General features: G+C 42.2%; 24 protein-coding genes and 2 pseudogenes. 19 read left to right on the top strand and 7 right to left on the bottom strand.

What is annotated here, in order from left to right; all coding sequences use genetic code 11:
• The first annotated feature begins 10 nt into the window (after positions 1-10).
• Both istB (MKY22_RS13985) and MKY22_RS13980 read left to right on the top strand, forming a co-directional pair.
• The gene (gene istB, locus MKY22_RS13985; RefSeq protein ID WP_341088992.1) at positions 11-712 is read left to right on the top strand and encodes an IS21-like element helper ATPase IstB; all 702 of its coding nucleotides are present in this window, start codon (positions 11-13) and stop codon (positions 710-712) included.
• Positions 709-1,419: a phosphomannomutase gene (locus tag MKY22_RS13980; protein WP_341089381.1), complete on the top strand. Its 711-nt coding sequence runs from the start codon at positions 709-711 to the stop codon at positions 1,417-1,419. Before istB (MKY22_RS13985) ends, MKY22_RS13980 begins: the two co-directional genes overlap by 4 nt.
• Positions 1,420-1,714: 295 nt before the next feature.
• On the opposite strand, the gene MKY22_RS13975 is transcribed toward MKY22_RS13980, so the two are convergent.
• Together MKY22_RS13975 and MKY22_RS13970 are read right to left on the bottom strand one after the other, a co-directional pair.
• Positions 1,715-2,506, bottom strand: coding sequence for a LicD family protein (locus MKY22_RS13975; RefSeq protein WP_341089379.1), 792 nt, complete (start codon positions 2,504-2,506; stop codon positions 1,715-1,717).
• A 198-nt stretch (positions 2,507-2,704) separates the two neighbouring features.
• Complete coding sequence (locus MKY22_RS13970) at positions 2,705-3,886, bottom strand: IS256 family transposase (protein WP_341088539.1); 1,182 nt, start codon at positions 3,884-3,886, stop codon at positions 2,705-2,707.
• Positions 3,887-4,173: 287 nt separating this feature from the next.
• On the opposite strand from MKY22_RS13970, the gene MKY22_RS17385 reads away from it, so the two are divergent.
• The 12 genes and pseudogenes from MKY22_RS17385 to MKY22_RS13915 all read left to right on the top strand — a co-directional run bounded on the left by MKY22_RS17385 (position 4,174) and on the right by MKY22_RS13915 (position 15,609).
• Positions 4,174-4,482 carry a nucleotidyltransferase family protein gene (locus MKY22_RS17385; RefSeq protein ID WP_445298383.1) on the top strand — a complete coding sequence of 103 codons (309 nt, stop codon included), beginning with the start codon at positions 4,174-4,176 and terminating at the stop codon, positions 4,480-4,482.
• 298 nt (positions 4,483-4,780) lie between these two features.
• Positions 4,781-6,315, top strand: a pseudogene (istA, locus tag MKY22_RS13965) (IS21 family transposase).
• The gene (gene istB, locus MKY22_RS13960; protein WP_341085887.1) at positions 6,315-7,073 is read left to right on the top strand and encodes an IS21-like element helper ATPase IstB; all 759 of its coding nucleotides are present in this window, start codon (positions 6,315-6,317) and stop codon (positions 7,071-7,073) included. The pseudogene istA and the gene istB (MKY22_RS13960) overlap by 1 nt, the downstream one beginning before the upstream one ends.
• A gap of 42 nt (positions 7,074-7,115) precedes the next feature.
• Positions 7,116-7,268, top strand: a pseudogene (locus tag MKY22_RS13955) (ATP-binding protein); the annotation flags it as partial.
• 219 nt (positions 7,269-7,487) lie between these two features.
• Positions 7,488-7,970, top strand: a complete 483-nt coding sequence (locus MKY22_RS13950) for a hypothetical protein (RefSeq protein WP_341089377.1) — start codon at positions 7,488-7,490, stop codon at positions 7,968-7,970.
• Between the two features lie 11 nt (positions 7,971-7,981).
• Positions 7,982-8,683 (top strand): IS21-like element helper ATPase IstB, encoded by a 702-nt coding sequence (gene istB, locus MKY22_RS13945; RefSeq protein WP_341089374.1) that lies wholly within the window; start codon positions 7,982-7,984, stop codon positions 8,681-8,683.
• Positions 8,684-9,121: 438 nt separating this feature from the next.
• Positions 9,122-9,820 (top strand): transposase, encoded by a 699-nt coding sequence (locus MKY22_RS13940; protein ID WP_341089372.1) that lies wholly within the window; start codon positions 9,122-9,124, stop codon positions 9,818-9,820.
• On the top strand, positions 9,817-10,350 hold the full coding sequence (locus MKY22_RS13935; RefSeq protein ID WP_341089370.1) for a transposase: 534 nt from the start codon (positions 9,817-9,819) through the stop codon (positions 10,348-10,350). The genes MKY22_RS13940 and MKY22_RS13935 overlap by 4 nt, the downstream gene beginning before the upstream one ends.
• Positions 10,351-10,705: 355 nt before the next feature.
• The gene (locus tag MKY22_RS13930; RefSeq protein WP_341089368.1) at positions 10,706-12,343 is read left to right on the top strand and encodes a hypothetical protein; all 1,638 of its coding nucleotides are present in this window, start codon (positions 10,706-10,708) and stop codon (positions 12,341-12,343) included.
• Positions 12,344-12,381: 38 nt separating this feature from the next.
• Positions 12,382-12,954, top strand: a complete 573-nt coding sequence (locus MKY22_RS13925; RefSeq protein ID WP_290752829.1) for a hypothetical protein — start codon at positions 12,382-12,384, stop codon at positions 12,952-12,954.
• Between the two features lie 400 nt (positions 12,955-13,354).
• Positions 13,355-14,377 (top strand): exodeoxyribonuclease VII large subunit, encoded by a 1,023-nt coding sequence (locus MKY22_RS13920; protein WP_341089362.1) that lies wholly within the window; start codon positions 13,355-13,357, stop codon positions 14,375-14,377.
• A gap of 11 nt (positions 14,378-14,388) precedes the next feature.
• Positions 14,389-15,609 (top strand): phospholipase D-like domain-containing protein, encoded by a 1,221-nt coding sequence (locus MKY22_RS13915; protein WP_341089360.1) that lies wholly within the window; start codon positions 14,389-14,391, stop codon positions 15,607-15,609.
• 944 nt (positions 15,610-16,553) lie between these two features.
• On the opposite strand, the gene MKY22_RS13910 is transcribed toward MKY22_RS13915, so the two are convergent.
• Entirely contained in the window at positions 16,554-16,997 is a 444-nt protein-coding gene (locus MKY22_RS13910; protein WP_341089358.1) for a hypothetical protein, read from the bottom strand.
• Between the two features lie 230 nt (positions 16,998-17,227).
• Here MKY22_RS13910 and MKY22_RS13905 point away from each other — a divergent pair, with 230 nt between their 5' ends.
• On the top strand, positions 17,228-18,046 hold the full coding sequence (locus MKY22_RS13905; RefSeq protein ID WP_341089355.1) for a tyrosine-type recombinase/integrase: 819 nt from the start codon (positions 17,228-17,230) through the stop codon (positions 18,044-18,046).
• Here the strand turns inward: MKY22_RS13905 and MKY22_RS13900 are convergent.
• Both MKY22_RS13900 and MKY22_RS13895 read right to left on the bottom strand, forming a co-directional pair.
• A complete protein-coding gene (locus MKY22_RS13900; RefSeq protein ID WP_341089353.1) occupies positions 18,027-18,860 on the bottom strand; it encodes a tyrosine-type recombinase/integrase in 834 nt (277 codons plus the stop codon). The two genes, MKY22_RS13905 and MKY22_RS13900, sit on opposite strands and share 20 nt — an antisense overlap.
• On the bottom strand, positions 18,857-19,291 hold the full coding sequence (locus MKY22_RS13895) for a sigma factor (RefSeq protein ID WP_313289897.1): 435 nt from the start codon (positions 19,289-19,291) through the stop codon (positions 18,857-18,859). The genes MKY22_RS13900 and MKY22_RS13895 overlap by 4 nt, the downstream gene beginning before the upstream one ends.
• A gap of 500 nt (positions 19,292-19,791) precedes the next feature.
• Between MKY22_RS13895 and MKY22_RS13890 the strand changes: the two genes are divergently transcribed.
• The 4 genes from MKY22_RS13890 (at position 19,792) to MKY22_RS13875 (ending at position 22,214) form a co-directional block, all read left to right on the top strand.
• Positions 19,792-20,259, top strand: coding sequence for a hypothetical protein (locus MKY22_RS13890; protein ID WP_341089348.1), 468 nt, complete (start codon positions 19,792-19,794; stop codon positions 20,257-20,259).
• A gap of 75 nt (positions 20,260-20,334) precedes the next feature.
• Complete coding sequence (locus tag MKY22_RS13885) at positions 20,335-21,201, top strand: hypothetical protein (protein ID WP_341089346.1); 867 nt, start codon at positions 20,335-20,337, stop codon at positions 21,199-21,201.
• A 57-nt stretch (positions 21,202-21,258) separates the two neighbouring features.
• Positions 21,259-21,606, top strand: coding sequence for a DUF1430 domain-containing protein (locus MKY22_RS13880; RefSeq protein WP_341089343.1), 348 nt, complete (start codon positions 21,259-21,261; stop codon positions 21,604-21,606).
• Positions 21,603-22,214, top strand: coding sequence for an ATP-binding cassette domain-containing protein (locus MKY22_RS13875; RefSeq protein ID WP_341089341.1), 612 nt, complete (start codon positions 21,603-21,605; stop codon positions 22,212-22,214). The genes MKY22_RS13880 and MKY22_RS13875 overlap by 4 nt, the downstream gene beginning before the upstream one ends.
• Positions 22,215-22,444: 230 nt before the next feature.
• On the opposite strand, the gene MKY22_RS13870 is transcribed toward MKY22_RS13875, so the two are convergent.
• Together MKY22_RS13870 and MKY22_RS13865 are read right to left on the bottom strand one after the other, a co-directional pair.
• Positions 22,445-23,008: a GGDEF domain-containing protein gene (locus tag MKY22_RS13870; protein ID WP_290784602.1), complete on the bottom strand. Its 564-nt coding sequence runs from the start codon at positions 23,006-23,008 to the stop codon at positions 22,445-22,447.
• A gap of 171 nt (positions 23,009-23,179) precedes the next feature.
• Positions 23,180-23,470 (bottom strand): hypothetical protein, encoded by a 291-nt coding sequence (locus MKY22_RS13865; protein ID WP_290784600.1) that lies wholly within the window; start codon positions 23,468-23,470, stop codon positions 23,180-23,182.
• Between the last annotated feature and the right edge of the window lie 45 nt (positions 23,471-23,515).

Raw genomic sequence — 23,515 nt, 5'->3', positions numbered from 1 at the left:
TCTAAAAGAGATGTGCAAATCCCTTCGGCTCGCTTACGTCGCTGAAATTTACGAAACGATTCCGATGGAATCGTCCGAGACGTTTCTCCTGACACTTTTTGAAATGGAGATGAGGCTTCGTGAAGAAGCGAAGGCAGAGCGACTTATAAAAAAAGCAAAGTTCATCAATAACAAATCGCTCGAAGACTATCGTTGGCATGACAACATTTACTTTCCCCGTCATCTCAAGAAAGAAGAATTAATGTCGCTCTCTTTCATCGATCATCAACAAAACGTGGTGCTCACAGGTGCCCCTGGCACTGGGAAGACACATCTTGCGATTGGTTTAGGACGGGAAGCCTGTCGTAAAGGAAAGGAGGTGCGGTTTTTTCGTGTTTCGGAGCTCGTAGAGCAACTCACCAAAGCATGGCGTGATGGAAAGCTGAGTAGCTTCCACGCACGTCTCGATTCTGCGGACCTGATCGTCTTAGATGAAATGGGCTATCTTCCATTATCCAAAGAGTCAGCAGAGCTCCTTTTCCATCTCATAACAGACTGGTACGAAAAGAAAAGCATCATCATCACTTCAAATCTAGAATTCAGTCAATGGAATCGTGTTTTCGCAGATCCAAGATTGACGTCAGCACTCGTCGATCGCGTGATCCATCATGCGCACATTTTAACCTTCACGGGTGACAGTTATCGTGTCACTCACGCATTATCAAGAAATTGAATGCCTGGCAAAGTTCTGTACTTTTTTCTGCAATTCACTGCACAAACCTATTGCAAAATACAATTGGTCGTAAGATCGCTACCGATTATGGTATGGAGACAATTGATACATTAACTGGATTCAAATTCATCGGAGAAAAGATTAAACAATTTGAAGAACAATCTTCAAATACGTTCTTATTTGGTTATGAAGAAAGCTACGGCTATCTGATTAAAGAATTCGTTCGTGATAAAGATGCTGTTCAAGCAGCTGTATTTATTGCAGAAGTCGCATCATATTATCATGAACAAGGAATGACATTGTACGATGCCTTACTTAACTTAATGGAGCAATATGGGTACTATCAAGAAGATCTCATCTCATTGACGTTAAAAGGTAAAGATGGTGCAACGCAAATTCAAGAAATGATGGAACAAGTCCGACAAGCACCTATGAATGAAATTGCAGGTAAAAGAGTCGTGATGGTCGAGGATTATCTACTAAGTCAAAGCATTAATCTTAAGACGAACGAAATTACTCGTATCAACTTGCCAACATCGAACGTATTGAAGATACACCTGGAAGATGAAGCATGGATTACACTTCGCCCATCCGGTACAGAACCAAAAATTAAATTTTACTTTAGTGTAAAAGAAAATAGTTTTGATTTAAGTGTTGAAACACTACTAAAAATTAAAGGTGAATTTATAGGAAAATATAAAGTGTAAACATTTTGATTTTAGTAAAATTTATCTTTAAGTATTTGGACATTAAACATTTATTACATTGCGTAAGTTGAATCATATAGTTTTCTTCAACCCTATCAATGCAGAAAGACATTAATTAGGTTGAAGGAGGCTACTATTTAATTAATGATTCAAAGCGAATAGGACATTTTAAAATTAACAATCTACTTAGCGGAAGTATTTTTATTAGAATCAGCGTAAGGTTCCATTTTGGAAGAGGTTTGCACTCAATTTTTATAAAACGACATATTTACATACTAGTTTAATAATCAACTATTTATTTTTTCAATAAGTTATATTGACTAATTGATATTTTTTTTACGAGTACACGATGTCTGCCCACTCTATTATTTACAGAAGGAAGTTTATTGTAATCACCGTATAAATTCTTCAAATAGTCAGTATAATTACAGGGGGCTTTAACCATTATGTTTTCAAAAGGAATTAATTTGAAAGAATTAAACCATTCTTTATAGACAATTTCTTTATTGAAACCATAAGATCCACCTGTACAAACTAATCTATTTGAAGAATTATATCTAGATAAATACTTATTAATAAATTCGAAAGATTGAATCAAACATTTTTTCTTAACTAAGAACGTAATATAAAAAATAAGTAACTTAATTGCTTTTTTAAATTTACTTTCTTCATATATATATTTAGATTTAATTGAAATGATTTTTTGAAGGCAGGAACCTAGATATTTCTGCAACATATATACAAATTTATTTTGAGAAACTTCGTCAAGTGGAAAGATATCAATATAAATACCATGATGAATATCAGTTTTTTTAGCAGAATATTCTTGATAAATAGAATTATTTAATCTCAACTTACAAAATGGCTGTCCGTAATTTTCGTCACTATGCCAACTTTGTAAAAAGAATAAATCGCAATTTTTAAATGTTTTCAATAATCGATCATAATCTTTTCTTTTAATCGCAATATCAATATCATCATCCCACGGTATAAATCCTTTATGTCTTACTGCACCTAATAATGTTCCAGCGATAATGTGATAAGAGATATCATTGTCATCTAAAAAATATGTTAGATGTGCTAACATTAACGTCTGAATTTTTTTTACATCATCGTTAGATAAATCTATAAAAGTATTTTTAATTTAAAAAACCTTCTTTATGATTATTTATAGAGATAATTGTAACATCAATCATATGTGTTTTTTTTGATTCTTTTTACTCAAGTTTGAGACCGTCAATAATTATGTGTAAATAAGTAAATCCTTTTCTTGTATATATGTTGATTAAGCCTGTTTGAACATCTCAACCAGCTCTGCACGAGCTTGATCGAATCCGATATGGCAACGGGTGGAGAAGTTCTGATTATAGATTTCGAATTGGGAAACCAGGAAGCGGTCCAAGGAATCTTCGTTCGGGAATTGCTCCTTGCGCTTGCTGTATTTCTTCACTTTCTTATTGAACGACTCGATGAGGTTTGTCGAATAGATGCTTCGCCAAATCGATTTTGGGAAGTCGTAGAAGGTGAAAATAAAGGGATTGGATTCCAATGATCTTGTCACTTTCGGATAGGCGGTTTTCCATTTCTCGACAAAGGCTTTCAGTGCCTCTTCGCCCAGTTTCCGGCTTTCCGCCCGGTACACCGATTTGAAGTCTTCACAGATTTCTGGCCGGTCAGCGACACGGACTTTGTGGGAGATGTTGCGCGACAGATGGACGCAGCACGCTTGATACTTGGCATCCGGAAAAACCGCAAAGATGCGATCGGTGATGCCTTTCAAGCCGTCGGAGATAAACAGAAGCACCTCTTCGACACCGCGCTCCTTTAAGTCCAATAGGACTTCTTCCCAAACGAACGCGGATTCCGTGGGCGCCACTGTATAAGCCAGGACTTCTTTCGAGCCATCCTCCCGGATGCCAACTGCGATATAGACGGCTTCCTTGGAGACGGTGTCGCGCTTGAGGGAAATGTAAGTCGCATCCAGATAGACACAGGCATAGCGCTTATCCAACGGACGAGATTTAAACGCTTCGACCTGTTCACTCATCGCTTTCGTCATATTGGAAATCGTTTGCGGGGTGTAGTGATGGCCGTACATCTTCTCAATCAGATCCGAGATCTCGGACATCGTGACGCCTTTCTGGAACATGTGAATGACGAAAGATTCCAGCGTATCGTTTGAGCGCTTGTATGGAGCGACCGTCTGTTGGTTGAATTCGCCGTTCCGGTCACGTGGAATCGACAGGTTTAAATCCCCGTACTCCGTATGGAGTGTCCGCGTGTAGACGCCATTCCGGGAATTGCCGGAGTTGAAGCCGATGCGGTCATATTTTTCGTAATCCAGGAAAGCTGTGAGTTCGGTCTGAAGGAGCGTATTGACCGCTGTCTCCAGATGCTTGCGGAAAACTTCGGAGATGTCTTCTTTTTTTACTAGAGCTTGCATGATATCTGTTGTAAACTGAGTCATAGGGAAGGCCTCTTTTCTGTGAATGGGTTGTGGTGACTTAATTCTACAAGAAAAGGTCTTCCTTTTTCTATTTATTCATTTACACAAGATATTTTACGCTCTCTCAAGTTTAACAAAAATATATTTTACATTTACAGTTAGAACTACCTAAATTTTTTTATTACTGGCATTCTATAAATCTTTTAAGAAAGTGATATAGGAATATACGACTATATTAACTAAAGGAGATTTTTAATGATGTATAGCCATACAGATGTCGAGAAATTGTTTAGGGCGTTAAATAAAATATTGAAAAAAATAATGATATTTTTGAATTAGTTACTTACCATAGGTTACATTCTTTACTTTCTGCAAATGATTATCCATATTTTGAGAGGAAAACGAATATAAAAACTGAGAAACAAATGATATATTTTCAACTATTGAATTTGACTAAAGAGCTTATTTTTATTGTTAAAGTATTTTCTTCTAATGATATCCCTTTAATTTATTTGAAGGGACCCGTCATTGGACAAAAAATTTATCATTCGATTGGGCTACGGATGTTTCGTGATTTAGATTTACTTATCGATGTTGCTTGTAATCAACGCTGTTAAAATCCCTTGTATCAATGTATTAAAAATCCCTCAAATTAACGGATAATGATTCTGACAACCTGAAAATGGAGTGTGAGACATGATCCGAAGTGAGGGATTTTTTTATGATTCGTGAGTTAAGAAGCAAAGGATGGACAATCAAAGCCATCTCTGACGAGACGGGATTGTAACCGTTAGAATTTAGTTGACGGTTTTTGCTCGATGACGCTTTACACTTTTGCTCAATTTATTTAGAACTCTAGTAAAATAGTGACTGTCATTATTTGATCTGGAAGGAAAAACGTTGGAGGAAAAGTTAATGCTACATATCAAAATCCATCAGTCACATCAAAAAAATTTAAGATTGCTCAAATTGCAAAAGAACTTAAAATCTCAAGACCTACGGTCTATAAGTATTTGAACATGACTTTCGAAGAAGTGAAAAGTCATTCAGAAGAGTTATCGCAATCGAGGGTCAAAAAGTTGGATCCGTACAAAGACTGGATAGTAGCCTGGTTAGAGGAGTTCCCACACCTCAGCAGCGCTCAAATCCATGATTGGTTACTGGAAAGATATCCGGAACTTCTAGTCGGTGGAAGCACCGTCAGGACGTATGTCAGAGAAATACGCGAAGTAAATCAAATCGATAAAAAACGGAAGGTACGCCAATACGAGGCGATTCCTGAACAACCGATGGGAAAACAACTCCAAGTTGACTGGGGAGAAACGAAGCAAAGAACGAAGAGTAACAAAGAAATCAAGTTATACTTCATCGCTTTCGTGCTCGCTCACTCTCGCATGAAGTATATGGAGTGGCAGAACAGACCATTCACGACACGAGACGCTATACGTTGTCATGAGAATGCCTTCCAGTTTTACGGCGGACGGACAACCGAAATTGTCTACGATCAAGATCATCTGATTGCGGTCAGTGAAAATGCAGGTGAACTCCTATTGACCTCTGAATTCCAACAATATGTGCAGCAAAGAAAATTCAACGTCCATTTGTGCAGGCGTGCGGACCCAGAATCTAAAGGAATGATCGAGAACGTCGTCAAGTATATCAAAGGAAACTTTGCGGATAGCCGTGTGTATTCGAACATCGAAGATTGGAATCGACGGGCGTCGCAGTGGCTAGCACGGACAGGAAATCATAATGTCCATCAGACAACGAAAAAAAGACCAGCTGAAGTGTTCTCCTTCGAAAAACAACACTTACAACCGGTCCATTCGTTACTCTCATATGAAAGTACCCATGTGTCGAGTATAGCAAGGAACGTTAGCAAGGACAATACGATTCGATACCGTTCCAATCGTTATTCAGTCCCTCTCGGGACCTATTCTTCCTATGCGGCCAACACCGTCTTTATCGAGTTGACTGACGCTAACCGACTGCTCATCCGGACACAGCCGGAAGGGAAAGTGATTGCGGATCATCCCGTCAGTTCAGAAAGAGGGAAATTGATTCAGAGCCGTCATCATCTAAGGGATCGTTCACATGGCATCGACGAGCTTAAACAACATCTGACCGGCCACTTTACGGATGAGGAAAAAGCCACGCATTACTTGGAAGAACTCTGCAAAAAATTTCCGCGCTACAAGCGTGAGCAGTTAGCGATCATCGAAAATGTCATCCATGACTATGGTCCGCAATTGGACCAGTCACTCGAGAAATGTACACAGGAGAAGCTATACAGCGCGAATGACTTTCGAGACGTCGCACGTTACCTGAGTTCGAATACGAGTCCGATCGCGGAATCACGTGTCCATTCCATCGGAAAACATGTTTCTGATATCCAAGTGAACACACGTCCGTTAAGTACGTATGTCAGTATCTTGAGAGGAGACGTGTGATGAATCAGACCGTGACAGACTTACAACAGCAGTTCAGACAGTTGAGATTGGCGGAGACCGCCGATGCGCTTCCACAGATTTTACGAGAAGCTGAGAAATCATCTTGGACGTATCTAGAGTTTCTCGAAGCCATCACACGTCATGAACGGGAGAAACGAGAAGCGAAGAGCTTAGAAAGACGTATGAAATGGGCTCGCTTCCCTTTTTTGAAGCCATTATCAGAATTTAAAATTGATGAACAAACGGCCCTGACGGGCCGACAATTGAAGCAGTTGATCGAATTGAGTTGGCTCGAGCAGCATTATAACTTAATCCTACTCGGTCCGCCTGGCGTCGGCAAAACGTTTTTAGCAGTCGGCTTGGGATTAGAAGCTGTCCAACGTGGATACAGAGTATTTTTCGTTACGATGGGTGAGTTGATTCACTTATTGAAATCGGAGGAGTTTTCTAATAAGTCTAAAGTTCAACTAAAGCGTTTGAGAGAATCCGATCTCGTCATCGTTGACGATTTGATGTATATGGCGATGGATCAGAGAGAAGCTAATCTATTCTTCCATCTTATCAATCATCTGTATGAACGAAGCTCAATTATTCTAACCTCGAATAAAAGTCCGGATCAATGGGGCGAACTAATTGGTGATCAAGGAATCACAACTGCAATATTAGACCGTCTCTTACATCGTGTCGAAGTGATTCATAGCGATGACGACAGTCATCGCATGAGAAATCGTAAGAATTTATTTTCAACAGAAGTGTAAATATCAATCGAGCAGAAAACGTCAATTTCTACTTGACGTCGACAAATATTTGGTGACGAGGTTTTGGCAACCGCAATTTTAGATCGTCTTCTTCATCATGCGACCACTTTTAACATTCGGGGAGATTCATATCGGATGAGGGAAAAGAAACGGGCCGGCATCCAGCCGACCCGTGTCGATAGTTTCCAAGAGTAACGTGTAAAAAAGGGATTTTTAATCCGTTATTAAGAAGGGATTTTAAACCGCTGTTGACAGTCGTTGAACCGGCGCCTCGCATCATCCCTCAGGGATGACATGGAACGTATACATTACGAAAAGAAAGTACGGATCAAAGATCTCGTTGTGGAAGAGCAAAAGTATCTCCTTCGACTGCTGGAAGAAGATTTTCCGGTGTTTAGGGAGGAACTCTTGAAGGTGAACAAATATGGAGAAGTGACCATCGATCAAACGAAAATTCTCGTTCGATTTGGTTCTCGACATGGACAAGTGAGAGCAATCCTGAAATGGGACGATATGAAAATCATTTCTCGTCACGGAGAAATCCTGTACGAAGAAAAACGACCTTATATGATGACGAAAAGGGCGTTACCTTGGGAAAGCATTCTCAAAGAATGGTATAAAAAGCCACGTAGTTATGGTCATTCACGTCACGCGGAGTACCTCCCTGGACGAATTCGAGAGTGTTTGAACATCCAAAATCTGATGATACAGAGAGAAAGACTGGGGTGGCTACGTTCTAGATTAGTCATGCATTCCATCACTGAAATCGATGAACGATTATATGAACTACTGAGCCAGAGCGATGCGTATTCGGACATCGAAGAGCATCCCTACGATGTCGACTGGAGCAAGTATGACAGTTTGAACCGACCGTGGCAGAGTGAGGTGCAGCCGTGAATCTAAAAGAAATGTGCAAATCCCTCCGACTCGCATACGTCGCTGAAATTTACGAATCGATTCCGATGGAATCGTCCGAGATGTTTCTCATGCGACTCTTCGAGACGGAGATGAGGCTTTGTGAAGAAGCGAAGGCAGAGAGGCTCATAAAAAAATCAAAGTTCATCAATAACAAATCGCTTGAAGACTATCGTTGGCATGATAACATCTACTTTCCCCGCCATCTCAAAAAAGAGGAATTGATGTCACTATCCTTCATCGATCATCAACAAAATATCGTACTCACAGGTGCCCCCGGCACAGGGAAGACGCATCTAGCGATTGGTCTAGGACGGGAAGCCTGCCGTAAAGGAAAGGAGGTACGATTCTTTCGTGTTTCGGAGCTCGTAGAGCAACTTACCAAGGCATGGCGTGATGGGAAGCTGAGTAGCTTCCACGCACGTCTCGATTCCGCGGATCTTATCGTCTTAGATGAGATGGGCTATCTTCCATTATCCAAAGAGTCCGCTGAGCTGCTTTTCCATCTCATAACAGACTGGTACGAAAAGAAAAGTATCATCATCACATCAAATCTAGAATTCAGTCAATGGAATCGCATTTTCACAGACCCGAGATTGAAGTCGGCACTCGTCGATTGCGTGATTCATCATGCGCACATTCTGACTTTCACGGGTGACAGTTACCGCGTCACACATGCATTATCAAGAAATTAAATATGTACTGGCAAAGTTCTGTACTTTTTTCTGCAGTTTACTGCACAAACCTGGTTCTTACGCAATGTTAGTGAGGTAATGTTTTCAATACTATGGGAATAGAGTTAAAAAGGACTGATTCCTATGTACGAGATCGAAGAGCTGGATCCGCGTATTCGCATCATGACGATGGAGAAGACTGATCACGAAACACACCTTATGGCGCATCTTGTCTCATCCACTAGCCACTGTCCGGACTGCGGTGCACGTTGTGACAGAAGGCATGGTTTCACTTGAAGAAGGATTGGTGACCTGTTCAGAATACAGCATTGTATCCGACTCACGCTCCGGGTTCCGAAATGGTTTTGCGATAATCCGAATTGTGAACGCATCATTTTTACTGAACGCCTCGAGTGGGCGATACCTTATTCTAGACGGACCAATCGGACCAACCATGTATTGACGACATTGATGCTTGCCATGAATGCTAAGGAAGCGGCACGTGTTTGCCCGACGATCGGTATAAGGATCAGTCACGATACACTTCTCAAGATTTTGAGACGCGTCCCTGTTCCTTCGGAACAGCCAGGTATCATCGGGATTGACGACTTCGCCTTCAAAAAAGGACGTCGTTATGGAACAATCATCTGCAATGCACAGACCCATCGTCCAATCGAATTATTCCGTTCACGGAATCCCGACGAGCTGATCGCATGGATGGATCGACTCATCGAAAAGCCTGTCCGAGCGTCTTCAGACAGATTCCCAGGATATCAGGAAACACTTCAGAAAAAAGGCGTCACAGTAGTGAGTGATCGTTTCCACCTGATCCACAATCTGTGGGAGTTGTTCGTTACCGTTTGTAGACGTGTGCTACCTGGTCGCCTGCCTATCCCTAAGAAACAGTCTGCGGTAGAGGAACTTCCGTCCTCTATCACAGACTTACTGCCTATCGATTCTAATCGTCAAATACTTGTCTCTTTTGTTCAAGCCATGTATCGAAAGGGCATGTCCCTGAATGCAATCGCTCGTTCTCTTCACCTGAATTGGCGAACTGTCAAGAAGTATAGTGAGCTTAATGATCAAACCTCGTTACTACGACCGAAGCGTCCCCACTCAATTGATCGCTATATGGACCATTTAAGAGAGTACGTATGAACCATTTGACATTGAAGGAAATCGAACGGTTGCTCAGAGGTCTAGGGTATAAGGGATCTTACGGGGCTATCCGCTATCAGGCTCGAGATATTCGTAGGGGGCTGCTTCTGGAAAATCCGCTCTTTTTTTCGCGTAAAGATGCGTGTCGACTACTTTGGCAATGGCCGAAAAAGAATGAGAAAGACATCGCAGATGTTTCAGAGTTGCTGCGCGAATATCCGGATCTTTCAATCCCATTCTGCTTCATCCAAGGATTCCGAGAAGCCATACGCGTGCGAGATAGCGAGGAGCTGCTCCAATTGATTATGAACCCGAAAGTCATGGCGCATCCGAGGCTCGCTCGTTTTGTACGTCGCCTCAAAAAAGATCTTCCGGTCATTTTGGCAGCCTGTCAGTACGAAGAAAACAATGGCTACGTGGAAGGTAATGTCAATCGATTGAAAATGATCGAACGCCTCATATATGGGCGTGCTAACTTCGATCTACTCCGTATTCGAGTGCTCTGTCGTAATCCAGATCCGAAGCTTTAATATTGTAAGAAAACGATTTTGTTTATTCGGGAGTATACCCGTCAACGTTCACTAACATTGCGTAAGAACCACAAACCTATTGCAAAATACAACGGTGTGTAGTCCTTTCATACAAGACCTCCTCTATTGAAATAAGTGTCCAAATAAATCCTTTGATCCATGCGAAACATTGTATCTTGCCTATATATTATACAATAAAAAACATTATTACAATTTATTGTTAAATTCTATTTAGTAAAGTATATAAAATCCGCACTCAATAATATTATTTCCTTATATTTCAAATTAATCCTTTATTTTTATTACTTTTTCTATAATATGTAGGATATCCGTTGAAGAATAAGGAGATGAAAAAATGAAAAAAATGATAGCAGGAGCTGTAGTGATTTCGCTGTTGTACCCTGGAATGTCAGCATCAGCAAGTGTCAGTCTGCCAACTGTCGCTCAAATTAAAGAAAACGATGTGACTGGAAATAACATGATCATTCGAGGCAATACGATGTATCACTCTGATTACGAAGGAACGAAGCTCTTTGATTTAAAAACAGGTATATTGTTACGGAAAAATCCTACGGGGGATACATTGCTAGATGTTAGTAAGGACGAGTCGAAATTCATCGCCAAAGAATTTTGGCACACGTACTTTACGATTTATGATGCGTTCGGAGATGAAATTTGTACGATTGACAGTCTTGAATACAATGGAGAGACGTATCGATTCAATAGCGGGATCAAAGTGAACTTTTTGCCGAACTCCTCGAAACTCGTCATCGCATCTGACGACCATATTTTTTTATATGACCTGAATAGTGAAAAGGTATTAGCTGCTCGCGGGATTGACACATATGGTGCGCTAAAAGTATCGAATGATTACATCATGATTGGTGATAACACCTCGATTCGTGTCATGAACCATAACTTAGATTTGATAACGGAAGTGTTACCATCAGAAAATATCATCTCATACGATCTGACACAATCGAATACGCTTGTTTTTAATACGTATAGCTCCCGTATCTATCAGTCTAAGAGTCCATACAATAAGTCGGTCCTCTCGACACTGAAAACCTACGATGATATTGATTTAGACGAGAGTGGCATGTTCCTTGGTACTTCTAAAGGAATCTTATATGATATGCAAACAGCGAAGCGGATTTATACAAATCTAGACGAGTCACGGATTGCCTTTAACGAAAACTCGTCTAGAATCATTACGACAGGTGACCCGGTTCGTGTCTACGATACGAAAAACTTAAAAAAGCGAACTGTGAACGCACAGATTAGTACAGACTTTAATTCATTGATTGTTCGAAATGATATGACGCCGACGTTTGTCGCAATAGCGAAAGACGGTACGAAAACGAAATTGACGAATCAAGTCGCGTGGCGCTCGGATAATTCACAAATCGCTTACTTCTCAAATGGGAAGTTAATCGGAAAATCGCCTGGTAAAGTAACAATCAAAGGGACATATGAAGGGTACACGGCCACACTTTCATTAACCGTCAGAAAAGCATCAAACACAACGAACGTGAAATGGTTAACGTCTCAGAAGAATATGTTGAATCAAACCGGAACGTTCGTGAAGGCTTCGCATAAGTTGTATGATTCTTACTCTAAAGTAAAAGGAACGAATGGAAAGTTCTATTACCAAGGAAAAGTCTATACGAGTGGTATTTTTAAAGGGAATGCCTTGTACGGAACATATCGCAATAAGAAAACTGTGGACGAAATACTTTTACCGATGAGTACGGAAAAACGGAACGATATTAGTGAAAAACAAATAATGGATGTTTTCGGAAAACCGAAGAAGTCTTACCGATTCGACCCGGCGTTGTCTTCGAAATTGATGCGAGGGAACAGCGCGCTTGATCAACATCAAATCAAAAAAATCAGTCTCTATACTGTCAAAAAGAAGAATGCTTTAGAAGTAGTCTACGATGAAAAAGGATATGTCCGATATTTGCATCTGTTTGAGTCAGCTCCTGAATAATGAATCGTATCTTTAATAAGGATGAGGAGGACAGGAAGATGACGACATGTTCGAGTTGCCAAACGAGTATTCAAAAACAGTATGAGTATTGTCCGAAGTGCGGAAACAAGGTTCAATATGAAGAACTCAAAAAATTGAACGAAGAAAAGCCGGTTAATTTTTATGAGCAGCAAAACATCGTGACCAGAACATCAGATGGTCCGTTGATTAGACTTATGATGTGGGGAAGTCTGATTGTTTACTTGATCAGCTTGTGGATCTATTCTGCATACTTTAAAGAGCAACATAATCGAGGATTTTTCTTCCAAAGCGAAGAGAACGTGATGTCGGTATTCGTGCCGATTCTTCTTATTGTGGTGATACAGTTTGTTTTCCTCTCGACATCGATTAAAACGAATCAGAAAAAAGTATGGATCATCCCGTTTAGTATTACATTGCTATCTGCACTCGTCTTTTTCAACATGTATCGAGAATTAGATCAATTGCAGCTAGCGTATGGTATTTCAGGAAGTATTGTCGTTGAGGCGATGCAGGCTTTGACTATTATATACGTAGCGTTAGGCGCTCTTTTTCTAACCATTCCACTGATGATTTCATTGAAGAAGAGATAAAAGTGTGCCCATGGATGCTGTAGACATCATAACAAGCCGATTTAGGCTTATTATGATGTCTTTTTATTGTTCATCCAAAAGTGAAGTGCTGTGTGTCGAGTAAGGTTCATTCGTATGCAGCGATCACTCGTCTTCTTTTACTGAAATCATTGCCAAGGAAATAATACTAGTGATACCGAAGATACCTTCCGCTAGATAGACTTACTTAATAATAAAAGATGTGGACAGGTATTAAACTAAAAAACATCTGCAGAATGAACTTTTGAAAGTTACTGTATTGAAAAAATAGACATTGACCACTTGTACAGAAAATAAATATGAGGATTTGGGTGGTTGTGTAAAATTAGAAATATAATACAAAAATAAATATTAGCTATAGATTCTTAAGGAGTGAATTTAGGTGAAACAATCAAAAGGAACGTTCATCGTAGTGACTGCATGCATACTGATATTACTCGTCGGGGGAGCGATCTATAAGTTAAATCTGTTTGATTCGAGTTCAAACAACGCAACAAAGCCCGTCCCATCTGTAAAAGCGGACGAAACGACGGAAGCGGGTCAAACGACGACGATTGCAACGCTCGATTCCTCGATGAAAGGGCAACAACAAACTATTACGGGAACGATTCTAGAGCGGTCCATGAATAAAGGGCATGTCTTTCTAAAAGTCAAAGATACGAGTGGAACGATCAGTGTCCCTATTTTTAAAGACAAAGCGATTGACGCGACAGAAATGAGTGTCGGTCAGAAGATTACTGTTACAGGAGAAGTGGATGAATATCAAGGAAAGATTGAAATCATTCCCCAAACACAAAAAGATCTCGTCGTGATGGAGACAAAAGAAAGCGAACGTCTCACAAATGACGACATCGGACAAACAAAGACGATCTCTGCCGAAATTGTTTCGAAATATGTTCATCCGAAGGGACATATTTTCTTGACGGTCGAGAGTGAAAATGGACAATCACTGAAAGTTCCGTTGTTTTCGACATTACAACCAGATGCTACGACGTACCCCGTTCATGCTACAGCCATAATCACAGGAAAAGTAACCGAATACAAAGGTGAGTTAGAGCTCGTACCGGAGACGTTAGGAGACGTGGAGGTCACGAATAAAAAAGCAGAGACGGTGCAAACACGTCAGATTTCATCCATCAAATCGTCAGACCGTGGATCACAAGTCGTCGTCGAAGGAATGGTCGAGCAAGTGACGGAGAAGAAAGGACATCTCTTCTTGCAGTTGACGCAAGACGATTCACAAATCAAAGCAGTCTTATTCAAAGCCGACAATGATGAAATTAAGGGAAGAAAAGAGCGCATTGAAAATGCGATGACTTCCCGTTTTCCGATTCGTGTCGTAGCGACCGTCGATGTCTATCAAGATGAACTCGAACTCATCATTGATAAAGTTTTAGTAGATTGAAGGAGACGCTCATGACACAACGACAATTACTCATCGTCAATGTATTGGTATCTTTTTTACCATGGGTATTTCCCGCGGGAATCAGTTTAGTGATGTTACTGATCCTCGGTCTAATCAGTGTCTATATCTGGTACATACAGCGCGACTATGATCAACGAACCGCCTATATGACACTTGCCGTGATGACACTCTTGACTATGTTCCATTTCTTTTTATTTGATCAATTGCTGTCGGCAATCTATGTCGTCCTTTTATGTATGAGCTTTATCGTAATCAATCTTTTGTCAAAGCAAGTACAGGTTGCTCCTGAGGCTACGGAAATAGTTGCTTATAAATCAACGCCTACCATGGACGTGGCACGTCAAGAACACGAATTGACACGAGCACTGATGATGCAGATGGATCATTACATGGAGCAGGTGTTGCGAACGATGGAGAACGTCATGCAAAAAACGGAAGCGTCATCCAATCAAAAAATGGCTGAATTGCACGCCATGATGGAAAGCCATTCGCTGCACATGAGGAAAGATCTTGAAGGATTGAACGGGAAGATTGATCGAAATGCAGACGTGACAGCTGAACAGTCGGAAGCCATGATGGCTGATTTACAGACGGCTCTTCGTCTTCATGAAAGCAAAGATGAGACATTACAAGAAGTCATGGAACTGTTGAAAGAAAAGTCGTCTGACGGATTAGACGTCGAGACGATGCGGCAAATCATTCAGGATTTACAACTGAAAGATGTGAAACCCATGAATCGGCACTACGTTGAAAACCAACAGATGAAGGATTTATTCTATCGCGCTTTTGATGAAGCACACTCTGACATCTGTATTGTCAGTCCGTGGTTAGGGAATTGGCTACTGAGAGACAAAAACCTGAAGAATAAAATAGAGGCGGCACTCAAACGTGGCGTGGATATCAAAATCGTCTATGGTATTGGAATGGATAAAGGAATGCGGGACGATCGAGCAGTCACGTCTGAAAAGGTCGCGAAAGACTTGAAGAATAGATGGCTGAAAAAAGGCTACCCAGGAAAAGTGAAGTTACATGTTTCGAATACCCATTTCAAACTCTTGATGTGTGATGAGACTTATTTAGTCATAGGTAGCTATAATTTCTTGTCGAATCAAGGAAAGTTTGGAGAGGCGGGATCTTGGCATGAAGCAGGCGAGTATGCTGAAGATACAGAACGGATTCGTCAACTAAAAGAGATTCATTTTTCGTTTTGAAATAAAGTAGACGCTACATGGTAACGAGAGCGATGTTTACACGAATGTGATTGATGAAATCGTATGAAATTGCGGATATTAAACGCATGATGACGAATAGTAGTTACTCTCTAATTGTTCGATGCATAGTATTAAACGCAAATAGCGGTTCTCCCCAACAGGAGTTCCGCTATTTTGTTGTGTCGATGAATGTGAGTCTCTGTAAGTATCATGGAAGTTGAACTTGGAAAATAACGCATACTGATTTTTAACTGTATCCAACGTAAAGACTGAAGTTATGTGGCGATTAAAATATAAACATATTGCTAATGAATAAAATCGAGGATGAATCTTGAAAAAAATTATTCAAGTAATCCTGCTAATCAGTGTATGTGTCACAAGTGTATTCTTCCATGCTCCTAAAGTAGATGCAAAAATCGTAGCGATGGGATACACACAACTAAGTTTTCCTAACGGGAATGGATACAATAAAGATGTTAGACGACATTTCTACACTTGGAGTCAAGAGCGTGTTGGTAAAACGACGTACCACACGTTTTCGCTCAAGTCTCCTTATCAAACTGATAAACGTCAATCTACAGGAATTTTGATGTACAGAATAGATTCAAAAGGTGTTCAAAAGCTAATACGTAACCAATATATAAGAATAGATGGTGATAAACCGGTGGCTTTACGAATTAGAACGAAAACAACTTCACCCGGTACTTACTTTTTTCACATCAGATCACAATCGATATTTTATGAGGATGTTCAACGACCCGCTCACACGGAAACGATGCATGTGTTAATCAAGTAAGTCAGTTTTGGGTGAATACGAAGAATGATGCTTGAAAGGCGACACACTAGCGAGTAATCGGTGTGTCGCCCTTATTTTTAAGTTGATTTTTTTGGGGAAAACACCTAATCGTACTTTAATTTCAAATAAAAAATGTGTTGGGAGTGAGCTACAGATGGAGACCGACGAGGATTTTATGATCGAGTAGTTTCGTATACTGGAGCGTGTGGAAGAATTCATTGCCGAAGTCACATGGTAAGAGTTGAATATGAATCATGTGGTAGCTGTAAGACACATTCGGATGCTCCTTTAGTATGTTCAGAATTGTCTGCTCTTGCGATGCCGGACTGATATCGTAGATGTGGAAAGAGATGATGTTATGACAGATGCGAAACGGGGCGATCGTGAGGGTGAACGGTTTATGGTGGGCGAATCGATGTTCTGTTGAAACAGTCGAACCGGTGATGACGAGCTCGTTGGGGGTGATCCGTAATTTCGGGTGCCAAAAGTCTTTAAATTCAATCGCAATGACGTCACGTAAATCTTCTTCCAAGACATGAGTGGTGACGAGAATATCCGAGGGGTTACCGAGATAATCGTGATCCGTGTTCATAAATAGGCTCCTTTGGGTGGAATCAATGATGGGTGAATCGGGGTAAGTACATATACGTGGTTTCTCCTATCCGAAACGGAAAGGGATTCAATAAGATTGTAACTTTTTTCCTTGTTTTTTTGTTCGCTCATTAAGTGTTTTGGGAAAGCGATTCTTGATAATCTATTGGAAATTGGTCGTGCGGTTTTATTATTCATTGCGCCAGTCGCCATCTAAAGGAGGAACCATCCATGACACACTATGACTATCTCGATCAGTATCTGTTGACGCATTCGAAATATGCGGCGCATACCATTAAGGCGTACCGGAGCGACCTTCGGCAAATGAGAAGTCATCACGTCGATTGGTCGGTTGCATCCTTACAGCGTTATTTTCACTGGATGAAGGCATGCTATAAACCATCGACGATTTTGCGACGCTACCATGTCTTGCGTCGGCTTGGTAATGTTCTCGTCGAGCAGAAACGCATCAAAAAGAATCCGATGATCGAGATCCGTCCGATTGTCCACCAACGTTTGCAGGATGAGACGTATCACGATAGTGAAGAGTTGATTCCGGTAATCCGGCAGATTCAAAATCCAACTTATCGCCTCTTCTTCGAGGTGCTCAGTCAAACAGGCCTCCGCTTCATGGAGGCCCGTTTGTTGACGGTACAGGATTTTAATGTGGTGACGAATGAACTGTACATTCGTCACGGCAAAGGTGGGCGAACACGGACGGTTCCGATCGGGGAATCACTTTGCGATAAGATCGTTCTATTTCTAGCGGGTCGTACGACCGGCTATTTGTTTCAGTCTGTCACGGGACGGAAGATCAATGAACATGCGGTGAGAAAAGCACTTCGCGAGGTAGGATTCACGTATCTAGGACGTCACGTTCGTCCGCATATGCTCCGGATCGCCTATGCGACCTATCTCTATCAACAAGCCGGTTTGAAGCTGCTTGATATAAAACGTCTGCTTGGTCACGCCAGCATCTCGACGACGGAAGGATACATCCGTAGCCAGACGAATCACGTCCGGGACGTTCTTAATCGTCTGTCCGCTTGAGTCGATTAACCGACAAATGAGCAATGTCGTGCGACGGTAGGACGTAGTGTTGGGTCGTCCGGACGTCGCTATGCCCAAGCAAGCGCATGATCGTTAAAATATCCGTCTGATGCACGTGATAGAGCGTCGTTGCGAACGTCACCCGGATATCGTGCGGCCGCAGGATCCGTCCAAGACATCGTTCACTTGCTTCTTTTAGGACACGGCGAAACTTTGCCGGATTGACCGGTCGTCCACTGTCTTCGCAAAATAATGGAAGTGCATTAGGACGAATCGTCTCGATATAGCGCGTCAGGACATCACGTAACGCATGATGCAGCGGAACCTGACGTGATTGATCGCCTTTACCGCTTCGGACGAGTAACTGATCGCGTGCAAAGTCGATATCTGCGAGCTGTAAGTCACGGGCTTCCGAAAACCGCAGCCCCGTGTGCAGGAGAAGAAAGCTAAAGGCGTAGACGGTCTCATCACGAATCGTCTCGAGGACACGGTGGACGTCGTCGTACGTGAAGGCAAGTCGTCGGTAGGGTGCAGGAATCGGTTTTTTGACGCGAGCCAACGGATTTGTCGGGAGTGAACGTTCCGCGACCAGTTGATCGAACAGGATGGAGAGAGCATGTAGTCGTCGAGCGGCAGTTGCTGGGGCGTACGTGTCGCGTAGAAACTTACCATAGCGTTGCAGCGACGGAACATCGATTCGTTCGACGTGGCGACAGAGATGTTGTACGTCCGAGCGATAGGCTTTTTTCGTCAAAGGACGATAGTCCGCCTGTTCGATGATTGCGAGTAAGCGTTCTTGGTAATAGGTCATCATCCGAGAAGGAGCTGGACTTTCTGCCGGAGTTCCGACTTTAATGAACGCAGTCGCGCCGGTGAGTAACCGAGCGTCTCTTCCGTGCCGTGCATCAAGGCTTCGAGAAACGTGTACTCTTTATTCGACAGATCCCGTTTGAGTTCGCTTAGGAGATAATGAAAGGAGACGTTCGGTGTCCGAGGAAGCTCCGGCATCGTCTCGACCGCGACTTCGGTCGCAAGGGTCCGGTTGCGGGTTGCCAGGTAGTCGAGCATCGCGCCCTTTGCCCGAATCCGGGCGAAGGTGACGGTCATGACCTTGCCTTCTTCAATTGATTTCCAAAGTCGGAGCAGGGCGGCTTGCCGGCATTCATCATGTTCATTCGGGTGGATCGACAGGCGGGACAGGAGGGAGTTGACGAGGGGAATCCAGTTGCGTAGTAAGTCGTTCATGGGTATCCGTTTCTTCAGATATGCATATCTGGTATGTATTCCGCGGTAGTTTTAGTATAAGTAGAGTTATCCGCCGAGCGCAACGTTCCATTTCTTCAATCATGCCAACGGTTTCTTTAACTTTTAAGTAGCGTAAGTGATGCAATTCCTCGTCAATCTACCAGTTCTCTTCAGTTAAACCCGCATTCTAAAGCGAATGTCTTCAGGATAACTCTACTTATCCGCTGGGGTGTTCGAAAAAAAATCAGTATCGTTCTACCAATCGAAAGATAGGGAGTAAGTCATGGAAAAAAGAAAATTAAAGAGGCGATCTTCCTAATTCGCTTAGAGTCCTTAGATTCCTATTCGCAAAAGAGAAGTGAGTCTACTGATTTTAAGGAATAGATGGCTATTGTTTTTAAAGGACGTGTTTTGTTGGATTGCGTTAGGAAATTATATCTTTTGGTTATTCGTGTTTCAAGGTAATCTGAACGTATTACTAAAAGATGGGAGGAAACCGGATGAAGCGCTTGAAATTGATGATGCTAACCGTAATGGTGTTTACGAGTCTGTTCATCATTGGAGAGAGTCGGATGCTGACGCTTGAAGGATTCGCAGAACCATTCGTGTCGACGACGATCTATCCGAATCCGAAGATTTCGGAACAACAGATGCTAGCAGATATCGAGCGAGCCACGACGAAACATCAAGTCGATGTCTTCACCTATGAAGAGACGCCTAATCGAACGCTCTCCAGTACGAAGACGATTTACGAGACGGCTGGTACCGATGCGATGTTTGCTACCCGCTCGATTGAAGAACAGGTCTACCAAAGTGTCTTCCTCGGTGATATCACGTTCCAGTTCAAGCCGTTATCCGAACATCCTGCCGTTTCTTATACGCCGAACTTCTCCGGGATCGGTTCAGCCGCTGCCGTAAAGGCGTTTAAGATGGAATTGATTGATACATACGCGGGGAATCATCCGTAACCTTGTTATAACGAGTCGGCAGAACGGTACCGTATCTTAGGCGTATTCGCACTAGTTGCATTCATCGTCAGCTTTTTGACACTCCGTTCGTTCACACCGATTGATCCGCACTTGATGCTGTTCAGTGGATTGATGATTGGATTGCTCGTCGTAAACGGACTCGTCTATCTCCGCTTACGACGCTTGACGATCAAAGAAGCGTTCTCAAACGGTCAGCGGTCGAATAAGTTACTTGTCTTTACATATGGAATGAAATTCGCAACAGCGTTCTTGACGATTTTGATGCTCTCGAGCAGTATCACGGTCATCGCCGAAGCGGTAACGATTTATAAACAGCGTCCGTTCTTTGAAGCGAAGAAAAATTATTCGTACACTTACATCGGTCAAAAAGTAACGTTTCCACGCTATTCGGATGGAAAAAGTTCCGACATCTCGGAACGAATCCAGACGGAACTGTACACACGCTTTTATGATGACTTTAAAGTGACAATGAATACCCCAGTTAACAGCTTCACGGTAGATCAACCGACCGTCTTGATGAACCGGACGGCATTTAATGAAGTTGCCGGGCAATTTGCAAATAGTGCCTCCGTTTTAGAGCATGAGCTGACGTTCTTTGCGCCAGAGGGGATTGCAATTCCAGTGAAGTCGATCATTGATAGTGGACTTCGTGAACTCGGACTCGGGGCGTATCTCGCAGACACCTATCCGATCGTCCGCTATCAGGAAGATTTCAAAACCGTCGCGATCGATCAAAATCTTACTAGCGGCAGTACGCTCATCGATGATCCGTTACTCATCGTCGTCAATGAAGCAAAGCAACTGAAAGCACCAAAACAACTGTCCAATGTCTTACTGGCTGACGTCATGTATGACCTGGACCAAGAAGCCTTTCAAGACTATGTGGCGGAGAAACAGATGACGAACGAACTCGTCTTATAGACGAATGCGTGGGAGAAGTATCTTGGCATTTGGGAAGTAGCAAAACGATTGATGAATATGAATCTGATCTTTGTCGTACTGATTCTTAGTCTGGAGTTACTCGTCATCTGGACGGTGCTACGACTCGAGTATCAAGTGAATGCGATCGAGTTATCGGTTCAGAAGGTGATAGGGTACAGCATCTGGCAGAAAAACCGACGCCTGATCGTGTCGACAATGGGAATTACGCTTGTCAGTACACTGGCTGTAGCGCTTACTGCCTATATCCTTGAGTTTTCTTCACCTGGGCTATTGTTAGCTGGCGGAGGACTCTTACTAGTGGCAGAAGGCGTCTTGCTAATTTGGCTGATTCGAAAGATTGAACGGGCAAATGTCCAGCGCATTTTAAAGGGGGGGAATCTATGATTGAAATCCGGCAACTGACCGAGTCGTTTCAAGGAAAAATCTTATTCGAAAGCCTATTGTTAACGATTTCTCAGGGCGACTTCGTCATCTTTTCTGGTCCGAGTGGGTGCGGGAAGACGACGTTGCTCAACATGATTGGGGCGCTAGAGCCAATTGCTACGGGAACGATCATCGTCGATGGAAAGGATATCACGAACAAGCGCAATCAACTGGCATACTTCCGGACGAAGCTTGGCTTCTTATTTCAGAACTTCGCACTCATCGACCAAAAAACGGTCCGGCAGAATCTCGAAATCGTTCAAAAACGCTATCGCTCGGGCAAGACGATCGAAGAAGTGCTGACTTCTGTTGGACTGAGTGACAAAATCAATCAAAAAGTTTTCATGTTGTCAGGTGGGGAACAGCAACGGGTCGCATTAGCCCGATTGATGCTGAAGCAATGTGACATCATCTTAGCGGATGAACCGACGGGCTCGCTCGATCAAGCGAACGCTGAACGGGTGATGGTGCTCTTACAAGAATTGAACAATCAAGGAAAGACGATTATTCTCGTCACGCATGACGAAGCGATTAAACAACAAGGGAAAAGGCTGGTGGAGATTGGGTGACGAAACGAACGATTCGTTGTTGTTTTCGAGATAATTCTTCATCATGTTAATAAGAAACTTGGTTGTGCTTAGATAATGATTGAATATCGATGAAGAACACTGAAATACGTATGTGTAACAAAAAGAGAGTCCCCATTTTTTCGTAAATCGTAAATCACAACAAAAACTCCATCTTACACGCTAGACGAATTTCTCAACGTAAGATAGAGTTCGTATATGAGTCGAAGTCTTCATGACAGCTGATTAGCATTTTGAACGATATTTCGTCCCGATCGTTTCGCTTGATAGAGAGCTTGATCGGATAGTTCTAGCGACTGCTGAACAGGAATGTCTCGCTTTCCAGAAGAAAGACCGATTGATGTCGTGACATGAATCGAGGAGCCGTCGAGTAAATGAAAGGTATTTCGCTCGACTTCCTGGCGGATTCGTTCGGCGATGGTGGTTGCTTGTTCGACTGTCAGGTTGATTAGGAGAACAAGGAATTCTTCGCCACCCATCCGAACGACTGAATCTTCCGGACGTGTATTGCGCTTCAGTATTTTCGCGAACTGCTCCAACACAGCATCGCCGTTGTAGTGACCATATTGATCGTTCACTTGTTTGAACTGATCTAAATCAAGCGTGATCAAATGATAGGTCGAAGATTGACCAGCAAGTATTTTGGCGCGTAATTCCCACACTCGTCGATTGGCGAGACCCGTCAGCGCATCATATTCCGCTAACTGTTGATAGGTCTCAAGTTGCTTTCGATAGCGATACTGTAGCGGCAATAGATAAAGAAATATACTGTACATCAATAACGTGAGACTTCCGTTAAAAATAATCGTGGATAGCGTGTGATCCGATTGAAAGAATATTATGAAGCTTCCGATGAGAAGGTGAAGCACGGCAAAGCGCAAAGCGAGATGTGTCTTCTTTTGTAAGAGAAACGAGAGAAACGCAATACCCGCTACCGAGAGGAGCATTTATTCAGTATCTGCTGTCACCGACATATTGATAAGAGCGATGAGTGCTACACTGATGAATGCTCTTTTTTCTCGATGATAGGCTAGTAAAACAAAAGGGATGACCTGCCAGATTAATTCATATGATAAAAATAAGACATCGATGATCAACAGGTAGCTACCAAACCATAGGATGATGATGAAAGTACCTACAATTTCACTATTTTTGCTACGAATTAATTGATATGTGGCTAAAAGGAGATACGTCAACCCAAACATCATCGACCCTTGAAGTATCCAAATTTGAATCATATTTAAGACGTCCAATCTATACAAATAGTTTTCTAAAATATATAA

It is taken from the genome of Exiguobacterium sp. FSL W8-0210, from assembly GCF_038006045.1.
Classification (GTDB): Bacteria; Bacillota; Bacilli; order Exiguobacteriales; family Exiguobacteriaceae; genus Exiguobacterium_A.
The sequence above is the reverse complement of the archived record's forward strand: the minus strand, read 5'-3'. Positions and strand labels throughout refer to the sequence as shown.